At 58.9% G+C, this 16,238-nt stretch carries 12 protein-coding genes; 4 read left to right on the top strand and 8 right to left on the bottom strand.

Annotation, left to right across the window (positions count from 1 at the left end; translation table 11 throughout):
• Positions 1-22: 22 nt before the first annotated feature.
• On the bottom strand, positions 23-913 hold the full coding sequence (locus DXC79_RS02475; RefSeq protein WP_117634925.1) for a DegV family protein: 891 nt from the start codon (positions 911-913) through the stop codon (positions 23-25).
• 320 nt (positions 914-1,233) lie between these two features.
• Here DXC79_RS02475 and DXC79_RS02470 point away from each other — a divergent pair, with 320 nt between their 5' ends.
• The 3 genes from DXC79_RS02470 (at position 1,234) to DXC79_RS02460 (ending at position 4,251) form a co-directional block, all read left to right on the top strand.
• Entirely contained in the window at positions 1,234-3,150 is a 1,917-nt protein-coding gene (locus DXC79_RS02470) for a fructose-1,6-bisphosphatase (protein ID WP_117634923.1), read from the top strand.
• 79 nt (positions 3,151-3,229) lie between these two features.
• The gene (locus DXC79_RS02465) at positions 3,230-3,625 is read left to right on the top strand and encodes a GtrA family protein (protein ID WP_117634921.1); all 396 of its coding nucleotides are present in this window, start codon (positions 3,230-3,232) and stop codon (positions 3,623-3,625) included.
• A gap of 218 nt (positions 3,626-3,843) precedes the next feature.
• The gene (locus DXC79_RS02460) at positions 3,844-4,251 is read left to right on the top strand and encodes a GtrA family protein (RefSeq protein ID WP_117634919.1); all 408 of its coding nucleotides are present in this window, start codon (positions 3,844-3,846) and stop codon (positions 4,249-4,251) included.
• 159 nt (positions 4,252-4,410) lie between these two features.
• Here the strand turns inward: DXC79_RS02460 and DXC79_RS02455 are convergent, their stop codons facing one another.
• From DXC79_RS02455 to DXC79_RS02425, 7 genes are all read right to left on the bottom strand, one after another.
• Positions 4,411-5,319 (bottom strand): DUF4430 domain-containing protein, encoded by a 909-nt coding sequence (locus DXC79_RS02455; RefSeq protein ID WP_233502948.1) that lies wholly within the window; start codon positions 5,317-5,319, stop codon positions 4,411-4,413.
• A 9-nt stretch (positions 5,320-5,328) separates the two neighbouring features.
• Positions 5,329-9,099, bottom strand: coding sequence for a DUF4430 domain-containing protein (locus tag DXC79_RS02450; protein ID WP_158550942.1), 3,771 nt, complete (start codon positions 9,097-9,099; stop codon positions 5,329-5,331).
• 431 nt (positions 9,100-9,530) lie between these two features.
• Positions 9,531-11,294: an AarF/ABC1/UbiB kinase family protein gene (locus DXC79_RS02445; protein ID WP_117634915.1), complete on the bottom strand. Its 1,764-nt coding sequence runs from the start codon at positions 11,292-11,294 to the stop codon at positions 9,531-9,533.
• Between the two features lie 8 nt (positions 11,295-11,302).
• Positions 11,303-11,719 (bottom strand): hypothetical protein, encoded by a 417-nt coding sequence (locus DXC79_RS02440; protein WP_117634913.1) that lies wholly within the window; start codon positions 11,717-11,719, stop codon positions 11,303-11,305.
• A 99-nt stretch (positions 11,720-11,818) separates the two neighbouring features.
• Complete coding sequence (locus DXC79_RS02435; protein ID WP_117634911.1) at positions 11,819-13,342, bottom strand: C69 family dipeptidase; 1,524 nt, start codon at positions 13,340-13,342, stop codon at positions 11,819-11,821.
• A gap of 354 nt (positions 13,343-13,696) precedes the next feature.
• Positions 13,697-14,551: a bifunctional 5,10-methylenetetrahydrofolate dehydrogenase/5,10-methenyltetrahydrofolate cyclohydrolase gene (locus tag DXC79_RS02430; protein ID WP_117634909.1), complete on the bottom strand. Its 855-nt coding sequence runs from the start codon at positions 14,549-14,551 to the stop codon at positions 13,697-13,699.
• 2 nt (positions 14,552-14,553) lie between these two features.
• The gene (locus DXC79_RS02425) at positions 14,554-15,186 is read right to left on the bottom strand and encodes a cyclodeaminase/cyclohydrolase family protein (protein WP_117634907.1); all 633 of its coding nucleotides are present in this window, start codon (positions 15,184-15,186) and stop codon (positions 14,554-14,556) included.
• 376 nt (positions 15,187-15,562) lie between these two features.
• On the opposite strand from DXC79_RS02425, the gene DXC79_RS02420 reads away from it, so the two are divergent.
• Positions 15,563-16,165: a hypothetical protein gene (locus tag DXC79_RS02420; protein WP_147327469.1), complete on the top strand. Its 603-nt coding sequence runs from the start codon at positions 15,563-15,565 to the stop codon at positions 16,163-16,165.
• The last annotated feature ends 73 nt before the right edge of the window (positions 16,166-16,238 follow it).

Here is a 16,238-nt window from a genome sequence, read left to right as displayed (position 1 = left end):
TGCGGCGATGTGATGGGGCAAATTAATCCACGCGCTTGTCGCCCATAAAGAAGAGCGCCACCGTACCAGGTCCGGTATGCGAGCCAATCAGAGTACCGATGTTATTAATCTCAATCTTGCCTTTAAGCTGCGGAACCTGTTCCTCAATCAGCGCCGCAACTGCCTCGGCATCCTCGCGGCACGCCGAGTGCGACATGATGCACTTACCCGAATAATCCGCACCGTCCTGCACGTGTGCCATCATGGTCTTAGCCATCTCGGAAATCGCGCGCTTCTTAGTGCGAATCTTCTCACGTGGCGACAGCTTACCTTCGCAATCGACCGTCATAAGTGGGCAAATCTTAAGCGCCGTGCCGATGATTGCGCTCGCAGCCGAAATGCGACCGCCGCGCAGGTAGCTCGACAGATCGGTCGAGAAGAACCAGTGGTGCAGGTTGAGTTTGTGCTCCTCGATCCAGGCGGCCGTCTCGTCGAGTGAAGCCCCGCTATCGCGCACGTCGGCGGCACATTCCGCCAGCAGGCCAAAGCCCGAAGACGCTGCCAGCGAATCGATGACGCGCACCTTGCCGCCCTGGGGATAGCGATCCGCGAGCATCTGCGCCGCAACGCAGGCCGATCCATACGTGCCCGAAATACCCGACGACAACGTCAGGTGCAGCACGTCTTTACCCTCGGCAACAAACGGCTCCCAAAACTCCTCGTACTCGCCCACGCTCACCTGAGACGTCTTGGGCATGGCGCCTGCGGCAATCTGGGCAAAAAACTCGTCCGGCGTAATCGACTGATACAGATCGTCCGTATAGACAACATCGTCGATCTCGTAATGAAAACACACGACAGGGATATTGCGCGACGCAAAGAACTCACGGGTTCGGTCGGCGGCGGATTCACAGGTCAGGACAAAATCACTCATATGAGGCTCCTTACTCATTGCTGCGCAAATTATCGCACAGTGAGCCTACATACGGTACATATGTCCACTATTTACCAAATCGAACCAAAAATAGCGAACATCTTTACCACCATCGTCTCCACCGGCCCCACGCATAAATATCTGAGAAAACACCTTCTGTCGTCTCCACTCAACCGCCATATCTACCTCAACTAAATCGATTTACCAAACCGTTCAGCCGACAATTCAGCCGCTGGCGCAAAATCGAAACAAAAGCGGCGCATACTGATAAACGTTTGACGCTGTTTATCAGTTTTACCAACCCCATCGGAAGGTGTTTCATGGTCGCATTCGATCGCAATCCGCAAGACTTCAAGTATCTGCGTCTGCTGTCGAAACAATTTCCCACCGAGCAATCCGCGTTTACCGAGATCATCAATCTCTCGGCCATCCTCAACCTGCCCAAAGGCACTGAGCATTTTATGAGCGACGTGCATGGCGAGTACGAAGCCTTTATGCACATCCTCAACAACTGCTCGGGCGTCGTGCGCGAGCATGTCGACGAGATTTTTGGCGACACGCTCACCTTTGACGAGAAGGGCGAGCTGTGCACGCTCATCTACTACCCGCACGAGAAGATCGAGCTGGTCCGCAGCCAGCGCGAGGACTCGCCCACCTGGTACAAGACGATACTTGACCAGCTCATCATGGTTGCCCGGTCGCTTTCGAGCCGCTATACGCGCTCCAAGGTGCGTAAGGCCATCCCGCGCGATTACGCCTATATCATCGACGAGTTGTTGCACACACACCCGGACGAGAACAACTATCGCGTGCGCTATCACGAGCGCATCGTGGAGTCCATCCTGGAGACCGCAAGCGCCGACGACTTTATCGAGTCGCTTGCCTCGCTCATCAAGCGCCTGGCCGTCGACCACCTGCACCTGGTGGGCGACATCTTCGACCGCGGTGGCGGCGCGGCCAAGATTATGGACCGCCTGCTCACCTACCATTCACTCGACATCCAGTGGGGCAACCACGACCTGCTGTGGATGGGCGCTGCGGCCGGTGAGCCCGCCTGCATCGCCACGGTGCTGCGCAACAACCTACGCTACGACAACTACGAGATCCTGGAGAACGACTACGGCATCTCGCTGCGTGAGCTTGTCGCCTTTGCCGATGCCACCTACACCGCCGGTGAGTCCATCACCCCGCTGATCAAGGCCATCAACGTGCTGCTCTTTAAGCTCGAGGGTCAGATTATCCAGCGCCACCCCGAGTTCGACATGACCGACCGCCTGCTACTCGACAAGATCGACCACGACGCCGGCACGGTCACGCTCGCCGACGGCAGCGTGTGGCCGCTCACGACCAACGACTTCCCCACCGTCGACCCGACGGACCCCTATACGCTCACGTCTCAGGAGCAGCACATCATCGACAAGCTCGTGTCCGAGTTTATCACCGCCGATCACCTGCATCGCCATATCGATTTCCTCTATTCCCACGGCTCGATGTACAAGGTCGCCAACGGCAACCTGCTGTTCCATGGCTGCGTGCCGCTCAACGAAGACGGCACCTTTAGCAGCATGAACTGCCTGGGCACCTGGCACGCTGGCCGCGATTATCTCGATTTTTGCGACCACATCGCCCGCCGCGCCTGGCGCGTGGGCGACCGCGACGCCCTCGACTGGATGTGGTACCTGTGGATTGGCTTTAACTCACCCGCCAGCGGACGCCTGGTGCGTACCTTTGAGCGCGCCTATATCGCCGATAAGAGCACCTGGGTCGAGCCGATGGACCCGTACTTTACGCTTACCAAGTCGCCCTCGGTCTGCGATGACATCATGCGCGAGTTTGGCGTCGTGCCCATGGCATGTTCACCGACCGGCCACATCATCAACGGCCACACGCCCGTTAAAACCACCAAGGGTGAGCAGCCCATCCGCGCCGAGGGCAAACTGCTGGTCATCGATGGCGGCTTCTGCCGCGCTTACCATCCCAAGACGGGTATCGCCGGCTATACGCTCATCTCGAGCTCGCGCGGCTGCCGCCTCAAGTCGCACCGGGCCTTTACGACGGTTGCCGAGGCACTCACGCGCAACGTGGACATCGAAAGCGAGACCAACCGTTTTGACCAAGCAGACCGTCGCCGCATGGTGAGCGACACCGATACTGGCGCCAAGATTCGCAGCCAGATCCAGGATCTGCGCCAGCTGCTCGATGCATATAGAAACGGTGCTATCGAGGAGCGCGCCTAGCCCCACCCGCGGGGATTGGCTAAACTGTGCCAAGTTTGTCATCCCCGCGGCGCTTCGGCGCCAGCTTAAGGCAGGTACAATGCAAAAGCTCCTTGCGCAGATCATGAAGTTTGGCGTCGTCGGCGTCATTGCCACGGTCATCGACTTTGGCATTATGAATCTGCTCCACTACGGTCTGGGCCTCAACATCCTAATCGCCAACACCAGCGGCTTTATCATCTCACTCATCTTTAACTACCTCGCCAGCATGAAATACGTGTTTGCGCACAAGGAAGGCATAAGCCGCCGCCGCGAGTTCATCATCTTTGTCGTGCTGTCCGTGATCGGTTTGGTGCTCAACGACGGTATCGTGCTGGCACTCAACGCCGGCCTGGGACTCGAGGCCAATATCGCCAAGATCTGCGCCACCGCGCTTGTCATGGTCTACAACTTTGTGACCCGAAAGATCTTCCTGGAAGGCGACGAGACCAAGTAACTCGCAACCTTACAGCTTTACAATGCCCACGGATGACGCGCGTCGAGCGCCGTGTTGTTCGCGGGCATTGCTCGTTTACGGGCAAATTTTCAACGTTTGCGGATTAGCTCTTGAAAATTTGGCGAGTTCGTATAGTTCTTGGCAAGGACCTTACGTTTCCCTTGCAAAAGCTCTAAAGTATCCTCTGCTCGATTCATCAACGCATTGGATGTGATTACGTGCGCAAGGCACTGGCACAACCTCATACCAAGCAGTTCCTCAAGTTCGCTGTCGTGGGTCTTGTCTCCTTTGGCATCGACTGGGGTATGCTCATTGCGCTCGTCGAGCTGTTTCACCTCGACTTTTTGATGAGCACCACGGTCTCGTTTACCACCTCCGTTGTGGTCAACTACTGGCTCAGCATGAAGTACGTGTTCGACCACCGCGAGGGCATGAGCCGCAAGCGCGAGTTCACGATCTTCACCATCCTGTCGGTGATCGGCCTGGGCCTCAACGACCTATACATGTTTGTGGGCGTCACGTTTTTGAGCATCGGCTACCAAGCCATGAAGGCCATCGCCACGTTCCTCGTCACCTGGTACAACTACTTCAGCCGCCGCTTCTTCCTCGAGGGCGCACGGTCGTAGTCGATTCGCTATTTGCTTGAATGTATAACCGGTTGGAATTCCCATTCCAACCGGTTTTTTGTTTGCCGAGAGACCCGGCGACCCAATCCCATTCGCATGAAAAACGGGCGGCCCGGATGTTTGTCCGAACCGCCCGTCTGGCGCGCTATGTCGAGGCCTCTAGCCTGTAACGTAATACCAGACCACGTTGTCGCCGCTGGAGAGAACGTAGTTGCTGCAGGCCGTCATGGGCGTTGTGCCGTTGACGGAGTACATCCAGCCGCTCGTGCCGCCGTACTGTTTCTCGGCCAAACCACCAATCGCGGAGACATACGTGCCGTACGACGAGCCATGTGCGTTGACAGAAAGGCCCAGCGCGCACAGGGCATCGTAGACGGTAGCGCCTTCGTTAAAGGTAAAGGTGCCACCAGAAGACACAGGATTGCCCACAGCGCTCGATGTGACCGAAACCGTCACTGTTACGTAGCTGGACTCCTGCGAGCCGCTCTGGCTGCCCGAGGAGGCGTTTCCACCATTAGAGGATGAGGCTCCATCAGACGACTGGCCACCGCCCGAAGAAGCACCGCCAGACGCATTGGAAGTATCACCGGCTCCCGTATTTTGGGCAGCGGATTTGTCGCCAGACTTCTTGCCGTCCTGGTCCTCGGACTTCTTGCTATCCGAGTTCTTGTCCGATTCCTTGTTTGAAGACTCGGAATCGTCCTTGGACTTGGACTCATCAGAATGCTTGGACTCGTCTTTTGCGTCATTCGATGACTTGGAATCCTTGGAACTGGCCTCGCCCGAAGTCGTAGTCGAGCCAGACGCCTTGGTGTCCTTGGTGATGACGCTCCCCCCCGTCACGGTCTGAATGATCCAGTCGATGGACCAGGCGCCGCTCTCGGAAGGATGGACGAAGCCCAGCGAGACGACAATCAGAATGGTGCACGCGGCAGTCAGAACGCCGAGGAGCGCCTTGCGGCGAGGGGCGGACGCCGCCGAAGCGGCGCCCTTTTGCTTTGCATCGTCAAGCTGGATAAACGAGGAATCTGGTTGCTTGGGGTCAGCGTCCTTGGATTTATTGGACACAGCCCTCACCTACCGACGTTTGGTGAACACGAACACGCCGACGATGGCGAGACCGATGACGCCGGCGGCAACGCCAACAATGGCGAGCGGGTTGGTGCCAGTCTCCTGCTCGGAAGCACTAGAGGACTTCTTAGCAGTGGTCGTGGAAGCAGCACCCGTATCGGACTTGGAATCGGACTTCTTGTCGGACTTGCTGTCCTTCTTGTCAGACTTCTTGTCAGACTTCTTCTCGTCCTTCTTATCGGACTTGTTTTCCTTGGTCTCGGTCTTGGTTGACACTGTCGTCTTGGTCACCGGCTTCTGACCCGGGGCGATAGCGCCACCGGCCTGCTGGCCCTTCGTGCCGGAGCCAGAACCCGTGCCAGTGCCGGCACCAGCACCGGAACCGTTACCAGCGCCACCATTGCCGCCATTGGAGCCAGAGCCGCCATTGCCGCCAGGGTTAACAGCATTCTTGGTCCACTTGGCATACAGCGTCAGATCGGCCGTCACCGGCGTACTGAAGTCATACGCCTGCGTGCAAGCCTCATCGGTGAACCAACCGCCGAAAGTGTAGCCATCGCGCGTCGGATCGGCCGGCTTGACCAGCTTGCCGTCGGCCGTAGCAACAAACTTAGTGTCGCAAGCAGACCCGCCGTTGGAATTAAAGGCAACCGTCCAAGACTCAACAGCCCCGAGCTTGAACAGCGTACCCGAATCATTGATGTAGTAGAGGTTGCCAGAAGCATCGGCAATGACCGGAGAGTCACAGTACTGGTAATGGCCAGCCGCATCATAAATCTGCGTCGCCTCTGCGTCGCCAAGCGTATAGCGATACACGCCACCGCCAGCAGAGTAGTTGACGTAATCCTTGCTATCCGCGCTGTTCACGGTGAAGTACACATAGGTCTTGCCGCCCTGAACACTCACCAGCGGAGTAGCAGCAATACCGTTGAGGCCAGCCGGCAGCGCCTTGCCGTCGGCAGCAGCGACCATCGTGGTCTTACCCGTCTTCAGGTTATAGAGAACCAGAGCAGAGCCAGTAGCCGTCTGTCCGCCGACAATCAGATTGTCACCAGACACCGCAGGGGCGCTCAGATTATTCGTAAGGCCCAGATCAACCGTCTTCTGTTCACTCAGCACGCCCTTCGCCGAAAGCGAAATCACATGGAGCTTTCCGTCGTGCGTCATCTGATAGAAGGTCGAACCATTAGACGGATCGGCAATGCAATCGGCATTTGCGACAGCGCCGAGCTTCATGGTCGAAACGACATCGCCCGTCGTCTTATCAATGCACTTAAGCGTACCCGCGCTCGTAGGAACAATGGTGTACTTATCCGTCAGCGCAGCGCCAGTCCAATAATAGCCCTCGGAAGGGTCAATGTTCTGCCAAGAGACTTCGCCCGTGGCAATCTTGATACGCTTAAGGGAGCCGTTGCCGTAGGTCGCGTTGTAGTTCTCGTCATACGAAATATCGACCGTACCAACATAGACGTACTCGCCGTCCGAAACCACGGTGCAGGAGCTCTGCGTCAAGTCCGTCAAACCGGGCGTCAGCCACTTGCAGATCAGCTTGTCCGCAGTAATCGCCTGGACCGCACCGCCGTTGAGCGGAACGATGATAAGGCCATTGGTATAGATCGGACGAGAGGTATAGCTCACCTTGGAGGCAAGCGGCGCAGAGGCAACCTTTTTGCCCGTGGACGAATCGATCTTAATGAGCTCGTTCTCGGTCGCGATGTACACAAAACCGTTAGCAATGACAGGCTCGCTGCAGTTGGCATACTGCTGGCCAGACTCGGCCTTCCAATCGAAGGCCCACTTAAGACCGGCGGCCTGCGCAGGCGTCTTGGCATCCGTTACGGTTGAACCGTTCCCACTGTTGCCGTAGCCGGCCCACTCGGCGTCCCAATCAGGAGTCGTCGCACTCGGGTCCACGACAATCTTGTCGGGATCGGGCATGGGCGATTTATCGGTTGTATAGGCAAGCGTAACCTTATCGCCGCTCTTGAGCGTAATCTGATTGGCGCAGAGTAAGGAGGGCTCTCCATTGATATACAGGCGCCAATATTTTTTGGTCGCAGCATCCCAGGCATACGGCTTGTGATCGAACGGCGAGTTGATGGAATTGAGGAACCAGTATGCACCGCTCTGGGAGGCGTTGTAATCAACGCCCTTCGCCTTCAGAACCGTCTCAATAAGGTCCTGGGCCGTAGAGCCTTCGGGCAGGGAAACATTGCTTGCCGAGCCCCAGCGAGTATTGTTGCCGTTGACATCGGGACCGATAACATCGACGGACCCAAGAACCTGACCGGGGAGGGCATCGGCGTCAGCACCATACATAAAGGTGACGGCGTCACCATCTTGGAGTTCGTAGTTGCCGGCACCGACCGTGGCGGACTTGCCATTTACATAGAATTGCCAATAACTGCGGGTTGCAGGATCAGACTTATAGGTCTTACCGTCAAGCGGCGATTTAATGCCGCTGAGGTACCAGCCCCAAGACTCTTCACTAGTAACGAGATCAAGACCAGTCTGCTCCAACAGGTCCTTGGCAGTAGAGCCCGCCTTGAGACTCGTCTGGCCCGTCGAAGCCCAAACCTGCTGCTTGCCGTCCTTGTCCTTACCAAGTACCTGAACGGAAGCATTGACGGAATCAGAGGGCAACTGGTCGCCCCAGCCACCGTAGAACCACGTAACGGTATCGCCAGCATGAATGGTGACATTGTCTGCCGTGCAGTCGCTCGACTTGCCGTTGATGAACAGCTGCCAATAGGTCGAATAATCGAGCGGCTTACCCAGCTCAACGCCGTTGTACTTAAGGCTCAGAATGAAGGAGCCCGCAACAACGGCATCGATGTCATTCGCCTCGAGCGCGACCTTCGTAAGGTCAAGCGCGCTTGAACCGGACGTCACCACATACTGCGCGTTGTCGACCCAGGTCTGAGTCTTACCCTGGGCATCGCGACCAATGACGGTCACATTTGCGGCAACCTGGTCCTTAACAACGGGAGTAGTGCTACCACCCGTGTAGGCAAACTCAATCTTCTGCCCCTGGGCGAGCTTAACGCTGCTCGCGCCAACCGAGGAAGACGCGCCGTCGACGAACAGCTGCCAGAAGGCATGAGTCGTTGGATCGTAGGCAAGCGTGCGACCATCGCTCGGGGATGTGATGCTTTCAAGGTAGAAACCGTATGCCGTGTTCGGTTCGTACTTCGCCTTGAAGCCCGTCTTCTCCTGCAGCTTAATGAAGGCATCCGCAGCCGTCGCGCCCTCGTCGAGCTTGAGCTGCGTAGGCGCCACCCAGGTCTGAGCCTTGCCGTCGGCATCGGTGCCGATAATCGAGAACGAGACCTCGACTTGCTTCTTGGCGACATCGCCAGTTTCTGTCGGGCTCTCCGTCTGAACGGCAGCCGCGGCGGCAGATCCTGCTTGGCCAGCGGATGCCGTCGAAGACTGCTCGCTCGTAGCAGGGCTCTCCCCCGTCGCCGAGCCTTCGTCGCCAGTTGCTGCCTCTGTTATGGCTGCACTAGCTGCAGGCGCGCCCTCGGAATCCGAAACCTCGGCGCCGCTCTGCTCAGCGGTACCGCCCGCAAGCGCTGCGCCCTCGCCCGACGTCGCAGCCTGAGCCACGGCCTCGGCAATGCCCGCGGCGCCGTCGGCCCAAAGTTGCGCCGGCGTGGTACCAAAGGCCATGGCAAAGGACAGGAACGCCACCAAGCCGCGCTTGGCTACGCCGCGGGCAATCGCTCCATGGCGACGCCACGAGGTGCGCTGGCACTCGTCCTCAAACATATCCATTTGTCTCCTACTGTCTGCACTTGGAGCATTGCCCAGCGGCTGCCCCACGTCATCGCGCACATTGCGCTCGAGTACCCCCATCGGGGTCCCCCTTCCCTCCAGAGCCCAACGCGTACCGGCGGCATACGCCGCAGCCGCATGCAAGATGGGAGGCGATCCGACTTAACCTTAACGGCTCAGGCGCGTCGTCCGATCTGCGACTCGAACATCCCGAGCCAAGAGGAATTACGGTTACTGGTACAGCCGGGGACTTGCACCCCGATTCTCCCAAACGCGCAGGAAAACCGCGCGTTCGTGCGTCTCCGCACCACCATCTAGGCCATCGATTATTACCGTCAAAATGGTATCACGCAAAAGGGCCCCGCACACAGGCGAAGCCCAAGGTAAAAGCTATTGTTTGCGATAGGAAAATGCGGTGACGGTCGCAGCCTCTAGTGTTTGCCGCCGTGGCTGTTGAGCCAGATATTGCGGCCCAGCATAAGCGCCAGCACCAGCGCGCTCACGTAGCCCATAAAGCCAATGACCGGGATACCAAACACAACCGGCTCGATGCGTGCGTAGTACACCACCGACGAACCGATAAACAGGCCGGCGATAACGATAGCCATCGACATGCGGTCGATAATTCCGCCCAGCTGTCGCAGCGCCTTATCGCTGCTCATGATCTGCGTGTTCACCTTAAGCTGCCCGCGTGTGAGCATACGCGAAGCCAGCCCCAGGTACTCAGCCGCCTCGAGTGAGCCCTTCGCCGCGCGATAGCTGCTCGCGGCAAGATCGCGTCCCATATCACGCACGCGCGCATAGGTGCTTTTTTCGTTTTTGATGTGCGTTTGGATGATCTGGATCATGTTGACGTTGGGCATGTACTCGGTCAGCAAACCCTCGAGCGTCACCATGCCGCGCGCGAACATCGTCACCACGCTCGGCAGCTCAACATCGTTTTTGCGCGCCAGGTTTAACAGCGAGGTCAAAAACTCGCCGATATCAAGATCCTTCAGGTCAAGGCCCGCAAAGTCAGCCACGATAAAGTCAAGGTCGGACAAAAACGCTGAATGATCGAGCTCGGCCGAATCGCCACGCGTCACGGCGAAGCGCATGAGCGAATCCTTGAGCTTGGGAACGTCACCCTCGGCCACGGCGAAAATCATGTCCTTTACGATACCGCGATCGTGACTCGACATGCGTCCGACCATGCCCAAGTCGATAAAGTAAACGATGCCGTCCTTGAGAATAATGTTTCCCGCATGCGGGTCGGCATGGAAAAAGCCGTCATCGAGCACCTGCGTCGAGTAGTCCTCGACGATTGCGGCACCGATCTTTTCCAAGTCATAGCCCTCGGCCACCAAGCGTTCAGGATCGGCGATCGAAATGCCGTCGACGTAGTCCATAACCACCACGTGCTCGGTGCACAGGTCCAGATAGGATTTAGGACACGTCACGCCATGAACGCTCTTATGGAACTCGTAGAAGTCGTTGAGGTTTTTGGCCTCGGCCAAAAAGTTGGTCTCCTCGCGAAACGAGGTCCACAACTCCTCGACTACGCCGTGCAGGTCAACAAATTGATCGGTGTTGACGAACTTGGAAACGATACGCACCACCGAGCGGATGATATCGATGTCCTGTGCCATAACCTGCTGCGCACCGGGGCGCTGCACCTTGACGGCCACGTCCTCGCCCGTCACCAGACGAGCGCGGTGCACCTGCGCGAGCGATGCGCTACCAAGCGGATTGGGGTCGATCGCATCGAACATCTCCCCCAGGCGCAGGCCGTATTCTTCTTCCAGACAACTGAGTACGACCTCGTACGGCACCGGCTCCACGTCGGAGCGCAGACGACGCAGCTCGTCGCAAAAGCGTTGCGGCAGAATCTCGGACCGGTTGGCCAGAATCTGCCCCATCTTGACGAACATGGGGCCGAGTTCCTCGAGCAGGCGGCGCAAACGAACCGGCGTGAGGTTATCCCACACACGGTACTTTTTGACCAGGCGAACAATCTGCCCGATGCGTTCGCGACGACCCGCCGGCGTGAGCTGGTATTCCTCGTCCGGCGCCATCGCGTCGGGCTCCTCTGGCACCATATCGACAGCGCGCGGCTTCTTGCGAGCGCCCGAGACGACGGCGTCGACCTCATCGACAACCGCCGCCTCGTCACCCAAGGGATCTAGATTGTTGTAATCGGTGGTGGAATCTGCCATCTGCGCTACTACTCGGCCTCTTCGGTATCCTTCGCATCGTCGGGCTCAACGGACTCGACGGGCACCGAGGTCACGTTGTCCTCGACCGAATCGACGATGTCGCGCACATGGGCCAGGAAGGCCGTGCGCTCGGGGGCGGTCATGACGCGGACGCGGGCAAGGATGAGCTCGTCAAGCACGCGCTGGGCCGCGGTCTCGCCCTGCATGCCCAGACGCTCGGTCAGGTCGGAGATGGTGCCACCGGCCTGCTCGAACATGTCGGACACACTGCGGGCGATATCGGGGGCGCCTGCGTCCTTACGCACCTGCTCACCCTTGGTATTAAGATCGTCGAGAACCTTCTTGCTGCCCTCGACGGCAACAGCAGCGGCGCCGAAGCCCACGTTGATGGCGCCGTTAACAAGCTGATCGAGTTTCATAATCATGGTTGTCTCCAATCACAAACAACTGCATTGGCGTTCTTGTACCCAAGATTGAGCGAAAGCGACAAAGCGTTTTAGCGCTATTCGATCGACGGGAAATCCCTACCTCACGTTGTCGTTCATCGCGAAAGAGTTCTTCATGGCGCAGCTCGTGGTGTAGAGCACCTTGCCCAGTAGAGCATCGGTCTCTACGCGAACACGCTCGGCAAACTCCTCGTTGGCGCGTGCAAGCTCGGCAGACACCTCAGCCTCGGGCAGCGCGGCAACGGCGGCGTCAACGTCGTGCAACTGTTTGTGACCCATGCCGCCGACCTTTTCCTGATAGTCCTCCACGGCGCGGCCGCACTCATGGAAGCGGACGTCAGCCAGCGCGCCGATCAGGCGGTTGGCCCAGTAGAAGTTTTCGGACGTCACGCGAGCCTGCGTGTCGGCATAGTATTCGGGCATGGTCTCGACGTTGGCGTACAGCGGAACCAGCGCGTTAAACGAGTTGGAGCCAAAGGCCATCCACTGAACGGCGCGGTAGGCCGGCTGCGCATAGGGACGCAGCTGCAGCACGGCGAGCTGGCTGTTGCGGTTGATGCCGATGGGGCGATAGGCGCCGCGCGTGGCGGGCGTGCCCTTGCTGCCGTAGCAGTCGTACTCCGTGCCCTGGTAGTGGCTCGAAAGCACGTACTTGATGTCCTCGATGGTCACCTTGCGCTCGGGCACGCGGCTCCAGGGGATATCGTCGCTCTCGGGCGTGTAGTCGGCGTCGGGGCCATCCCACACATCGCTGGGGTTGAGGCAGCGCTGCATGTACCAGGCGCGCGGCGTGTTGTAAACGTGGTCGCTGTCACTGTGCGAGCCAAAGGCCTCGCGCGGGTTAAAGACCGCGGCCGGACCGTCGCCCTCGACGCCCAGCGTCAGGTCCAGATGCCACTCGGCCATCCAGGAGCGCAGGTCGGCGGAGCACATGTGGTCGGCCTGGGCGCCCTCGGCGTCATCCAGGTCAAAGCTGTCGATACCCAGCTGGTTGGGCATGGTCACATAGGCGTCATCGGGCACGCGCTTGGCAATCCAGTGGTGGCCGCCGATGGTCTCGAGCCACCAGATCTCGTCCACGTCGCTAAAGGCGATGCCGTTGTTCTCGTAGGTGCCATAACGCTCGAGCAGGTCACCCAGAATGCGTACGCCGTCGCGGGCGGACTTGGCATACGGCAGCACCAGGGTCACCATGTCCTCCTCGCCCAGACCGCCGGGCTGCGCCGGAACATAGCCGTCCTCGCCCTCGTTGCCCTTGGCGGGCACGTAGTCGACGAGCGGGTCGGCGCCGCGAACGCGCTCGTTGGTGGTGAGCGTCTCGGTTGCGGACATGCCCACATTGAGCTCGTTGAAGCCGGCCTCGGCCCAGATGCCGTGGCCCGGGACAACATCGGGGACGCTCGTGTAGCGCATGGGGTTATCGGGCAGTTCAACGGTCAGGCGACTCAGGACGCTCATGTAGGCACGCGGCTGCTCGTCGGGATGCACCACGCGCATACGCTTGGGCTCAAACACCCCGTTGGACGAGTCCTCGTTGCGGGCGACAAGCGTCGACCCGTCGTAGCTCGCATTCTTACCAACCAGAATCGTTGTGCACGGCATGCGCATCCTCCTTGAGCGAAGAAATCAAACGATAACAGTGTATCGCTTCGGCGCAGAAAGGGCGAAACCACGGCCTCGGCAGCCCTTGTGGTCAAAAAATGCCAAATATGAGTACTGTCACCAATTTAGTAACAGCAATTTTGCTACGCATGGGTGTCGGAAGTCTACATCTGTTCAACAATTAGATGATGTAATTCCTCATAGGTCCAATAAAATAGGCTCTCTATCGATAATAAATATCGTTAGAGAGCCAAATTAGCCTAAAATATATGTGAGTATCTTGGCAACACTACTCATATTTGGCATTTTTTGTCCACGGGGTATAGAACTAACCCCTCAAACAGCCCAAAACGCCTATTTCGATGCGCACCCGGCCGCTTCGATCACGTGTTTGGCGAGGATCGCCGTCGTCACGGCGCCCACGCCGCCCGGCACGGGCGTGATGGCGTTAACGACCGGCTCCGCGGCAACAAAATCGACGTCACCCACCAGCTTGCCAGCGTCCTCATCCCAGTTAATGCCAACATCGATGATCGTCTGGTCCTCGCGAACGGCATCCACGCCAATCGTACGCGCGCGTCCAACGGCCGCAACCACAATGTCGGCAGCACGGCACTCAGCGGCCAAGTCATGCGTATGCGTATGGCACGTCGTCACGGTGGCATTGCGAGCCGTAAGCATGGCGGCAACGGGACGGCCAATCACCAGCGACCGACCAACGACCGCGACCTTGGCCCCATCCAGCTCAACGCCGTAATGATCCAGTAGCGCCAACACGGCCTCAGCCGTGCAAGGAGCAAAACCCTCGCCGCGCCCCGAAAGCGTGGTGAGCAGCGAAGCCGGCGTCATGGAGTCAACGTCCTTGGCGGGATCGAGCGCCGCGGCGGCTGCGTTCTCGTCAAGGCCGGCGGGCAGCGGGCGGAACATCAGACAGCCATGGACAGCTGGGTCGGCGTTAATGTCCTCGATGGCCGCCAACAGCTCGTCCTGCGAAACATCGGCAGAAAGCAAAACGCGACGAGCCTCAATCCCCACTTTTTCGCAGCGCTTGAGCGCACCGCGCTCGTAGGACAGGTCGTCCTCGCGTTCGCCTACACGCACGATAGCCAACGTCGGAACAACGCCCCGCTCGCGCAGGACTGCGCAGCGAGCAGCAAGTTCCTCAGTCAAAGCGCGAGCAACGGGAGCACCCTTCAGCAGTTCAGCCATGGCTATCCTCTCTTCCTTGCAGCGTCGGCGGCGCGGCGCGCCAGCGCATCGGCGCGCGGCAGCCACGTATCCAGCAGCTCATCGCACGCTGCCTCGAGCTCCTCGGCGCGTGCACGATCCTTCATAGACGTGGTGTTCGCAAAGAGCGTCAAGCTCGCGCCCTGCATAGCAGAACGGCAGAACACGGCGCCGCACGCCACATCGGACAGCAGCTGACGCGAACCCTTGTCGGCCATGTCCTCGAGCAGCGCCAGTGCACGCCCGCAGGCATCCATAATGCGATACGGCGGCATAGCGGCCACATGCAGCGCATCCTGAATCGCGGTCGCTCGAGCCGGATCGTCACGCGGAATACCGTATGCCGCGGACACCTGCCCATAGGCACGAACGTCCTCGGCAACCAACTCGACAAGCTCCTGGGCCAGCTCATCAGCATGGGCAAACGCACGCGTCAGGTCATCCGCACGATCAGCAAGCGCGGGATTGGTCGCACCGTAGCGGGCAACCATTCCGCACAGCGAGGCGCCCAGCGCGCCCACAAAGGCGCTCGCGCTGCCACCGCCGGGAACCGGCTCGCGTGCGGCAAGTGCCTCGGCAAACTCTCGACAGGTTTTATCCATCATCTCTTGGCTCATACGCACGCACCTTCAAGTCATATACATCGGTCAGGCGGCAACCGCCGACCAACCGCATCGAACACGTAATGGTGCTAAGTCTAGCCCATAAGCACATGGGCGTCAGCGCACCTGGCCATCGCGGATTTCTATGACGAACGATAGGCCATGCCAACGCAAACATGGGACACATGGCCCACGTTTCGAGACTCCCGGGCAGCGGCAACTGGGGCATACATATAGGTAAGGAGCCCTATGTTGGGGCAAGCTCATCACGGCACCGGACGACGAATGGAGGAATAACCGCACAGTAAACAAAGGCATCATGTGCATGCGCAACCGCCGCCCCAGCGATCCGCGGCACACGATGTCCCTGGCAGACAAGGAGGACGCCACCATGAAGAAAAAGAGCCTATCGATCCTTTCCCTTTGCATCGCCCTCTTTGCCGCGTTTGCCCTTGTCGGCTGCGGCGGGAGCGCATCGGGCGGCGGCAGCGCCCCCAAGAGCGAGAGCAGGGAAAAGGCCCCCGTCGCCAAGAAGACCGACTTTATCTGGTTTAAGGTCGAGATGCCCGAGGGCGTCGGCGTAAGCGACTCCGCCGGCAAGAATGCCGACAGGGTCCAGCTCACCTTCCCCGAAGACGAGAACGCCTCGGCCGATCGTTTTATCCCCGTTTGGAAAAAAGCGCTGACGGCCGAGGAGTCCCACGCCGACCAGGCAGAAAAGAAGGGGGATACGTTCCAGTGGAAGGATGGCGGGTCCGTCGAATATAACGGCAGGACGTGGCTCGTCGGAACGTACGAAGACAACAGCGGCATCTCAACCATCCTTTTTACCGACGTTGAACCAGGAAGCGTCTACGTCCTCATCTCGAACTTCGACCAGCACAAGAAAGAAGCCGAGGCGCTCCTCAACTCCATCGAGTTCCCCGATGACATGGCAGAGGCAGTTTCCGAGGCACGCGAAGTCGAGATTTCAAGCATCGAGATCAAGCATTAGGGGCTCGCACGCAGCATCGCATGCGCAGTCATTACATGATCGGACGCCCAACCCCGGGGAGGGCCGACGGCAC

The organism is Collinsella sp. TF08-11AT (assembly GCF_003437035.1).
Taxonomy (GTDB): Bacteria; Actinomycetota; Coriobacteriia; order Coriobacteriales; family Coriobacteriaceae; genus Collinsella.
The sequence above is the reverse complement of the archived record's forward strand: the minus strand, read 5'-3'. Positions and strand labels throughout refer to the sequence as shown.

Bases quoted from the DNA above. Each gene is read 5' to 3' on its own strand.
- DXC79_RS02435 (WP_117634911.1), bottom strand. From the start codon at position 13,342: ATGCCGTGCACAACGATTCTGGTTGGTAAGAATGCGAGCTACGACGGG.
- DXC79_RS02420 (WP_147327469.1), top strand. From the start codon at position 15,563: ATGAAGAAAAAGAGCCTATCGATCCTTTCCCTTTGCATCGCCCTCTTT.
- DXC79_RS02475 (WP_117634925.1), bottom strand. From the start codon at position 913: ATGAGTGATTTTGTCCTGACCTGTGAATCCGCCGCCGACCGAACCCGT.
- DXC79_RS02440 (WP_117634913.1), bottom strand. From the start codon at position 11,719: ATGATTATGAAACTCGATCAGCTTGTTAACGGCGCCATCAACGTGGGC.
- DXC79_RS02450 (WP_158550942.1), bottom strand. From the start codon at position 9,099: ATGGATATGTTTGAGGACGAGTGCCAGCGCACCTCGTGGCGTCGCCAT.
- DXC79_RS02430 (WP_117634909.1), bottom strand. From the start codon at position 14,551: ATGGCTGAACTGCTGAAGGGTGCTCCCGTTGCTCGCGCTTTGACTGAG.
- DXC79_RS02465 (WP_117634921.1), top strand. From the start codon at position 3,230: ATGCAAAAGCTCCTTGCGCAGATCATGAAGTTTGGCGTCGTCGGCGTC.
- DXC79_RS02445 (WP_117634915.1), bottom strand. From the start codon at position 11,294: ATGGCAGATTCCACCACCGATTACAACAATCTAGATCCCTTGGGTGAC.
- DXC79_RS02470 (WP_117634923.1), top strand. From the start codon at position 1,234: ATGGTCGCATTCGATCGCAATCCGCAAGACTTCAAGTATCTGCGTCTG.
- DXC79_RS02425 (WP_117634907.1), bottom strand. From the start codon at position 15,186: ATGAGCCAAGAGATGATGGATAAAACCTGTCGAGAGTTTGCCGAGGCA.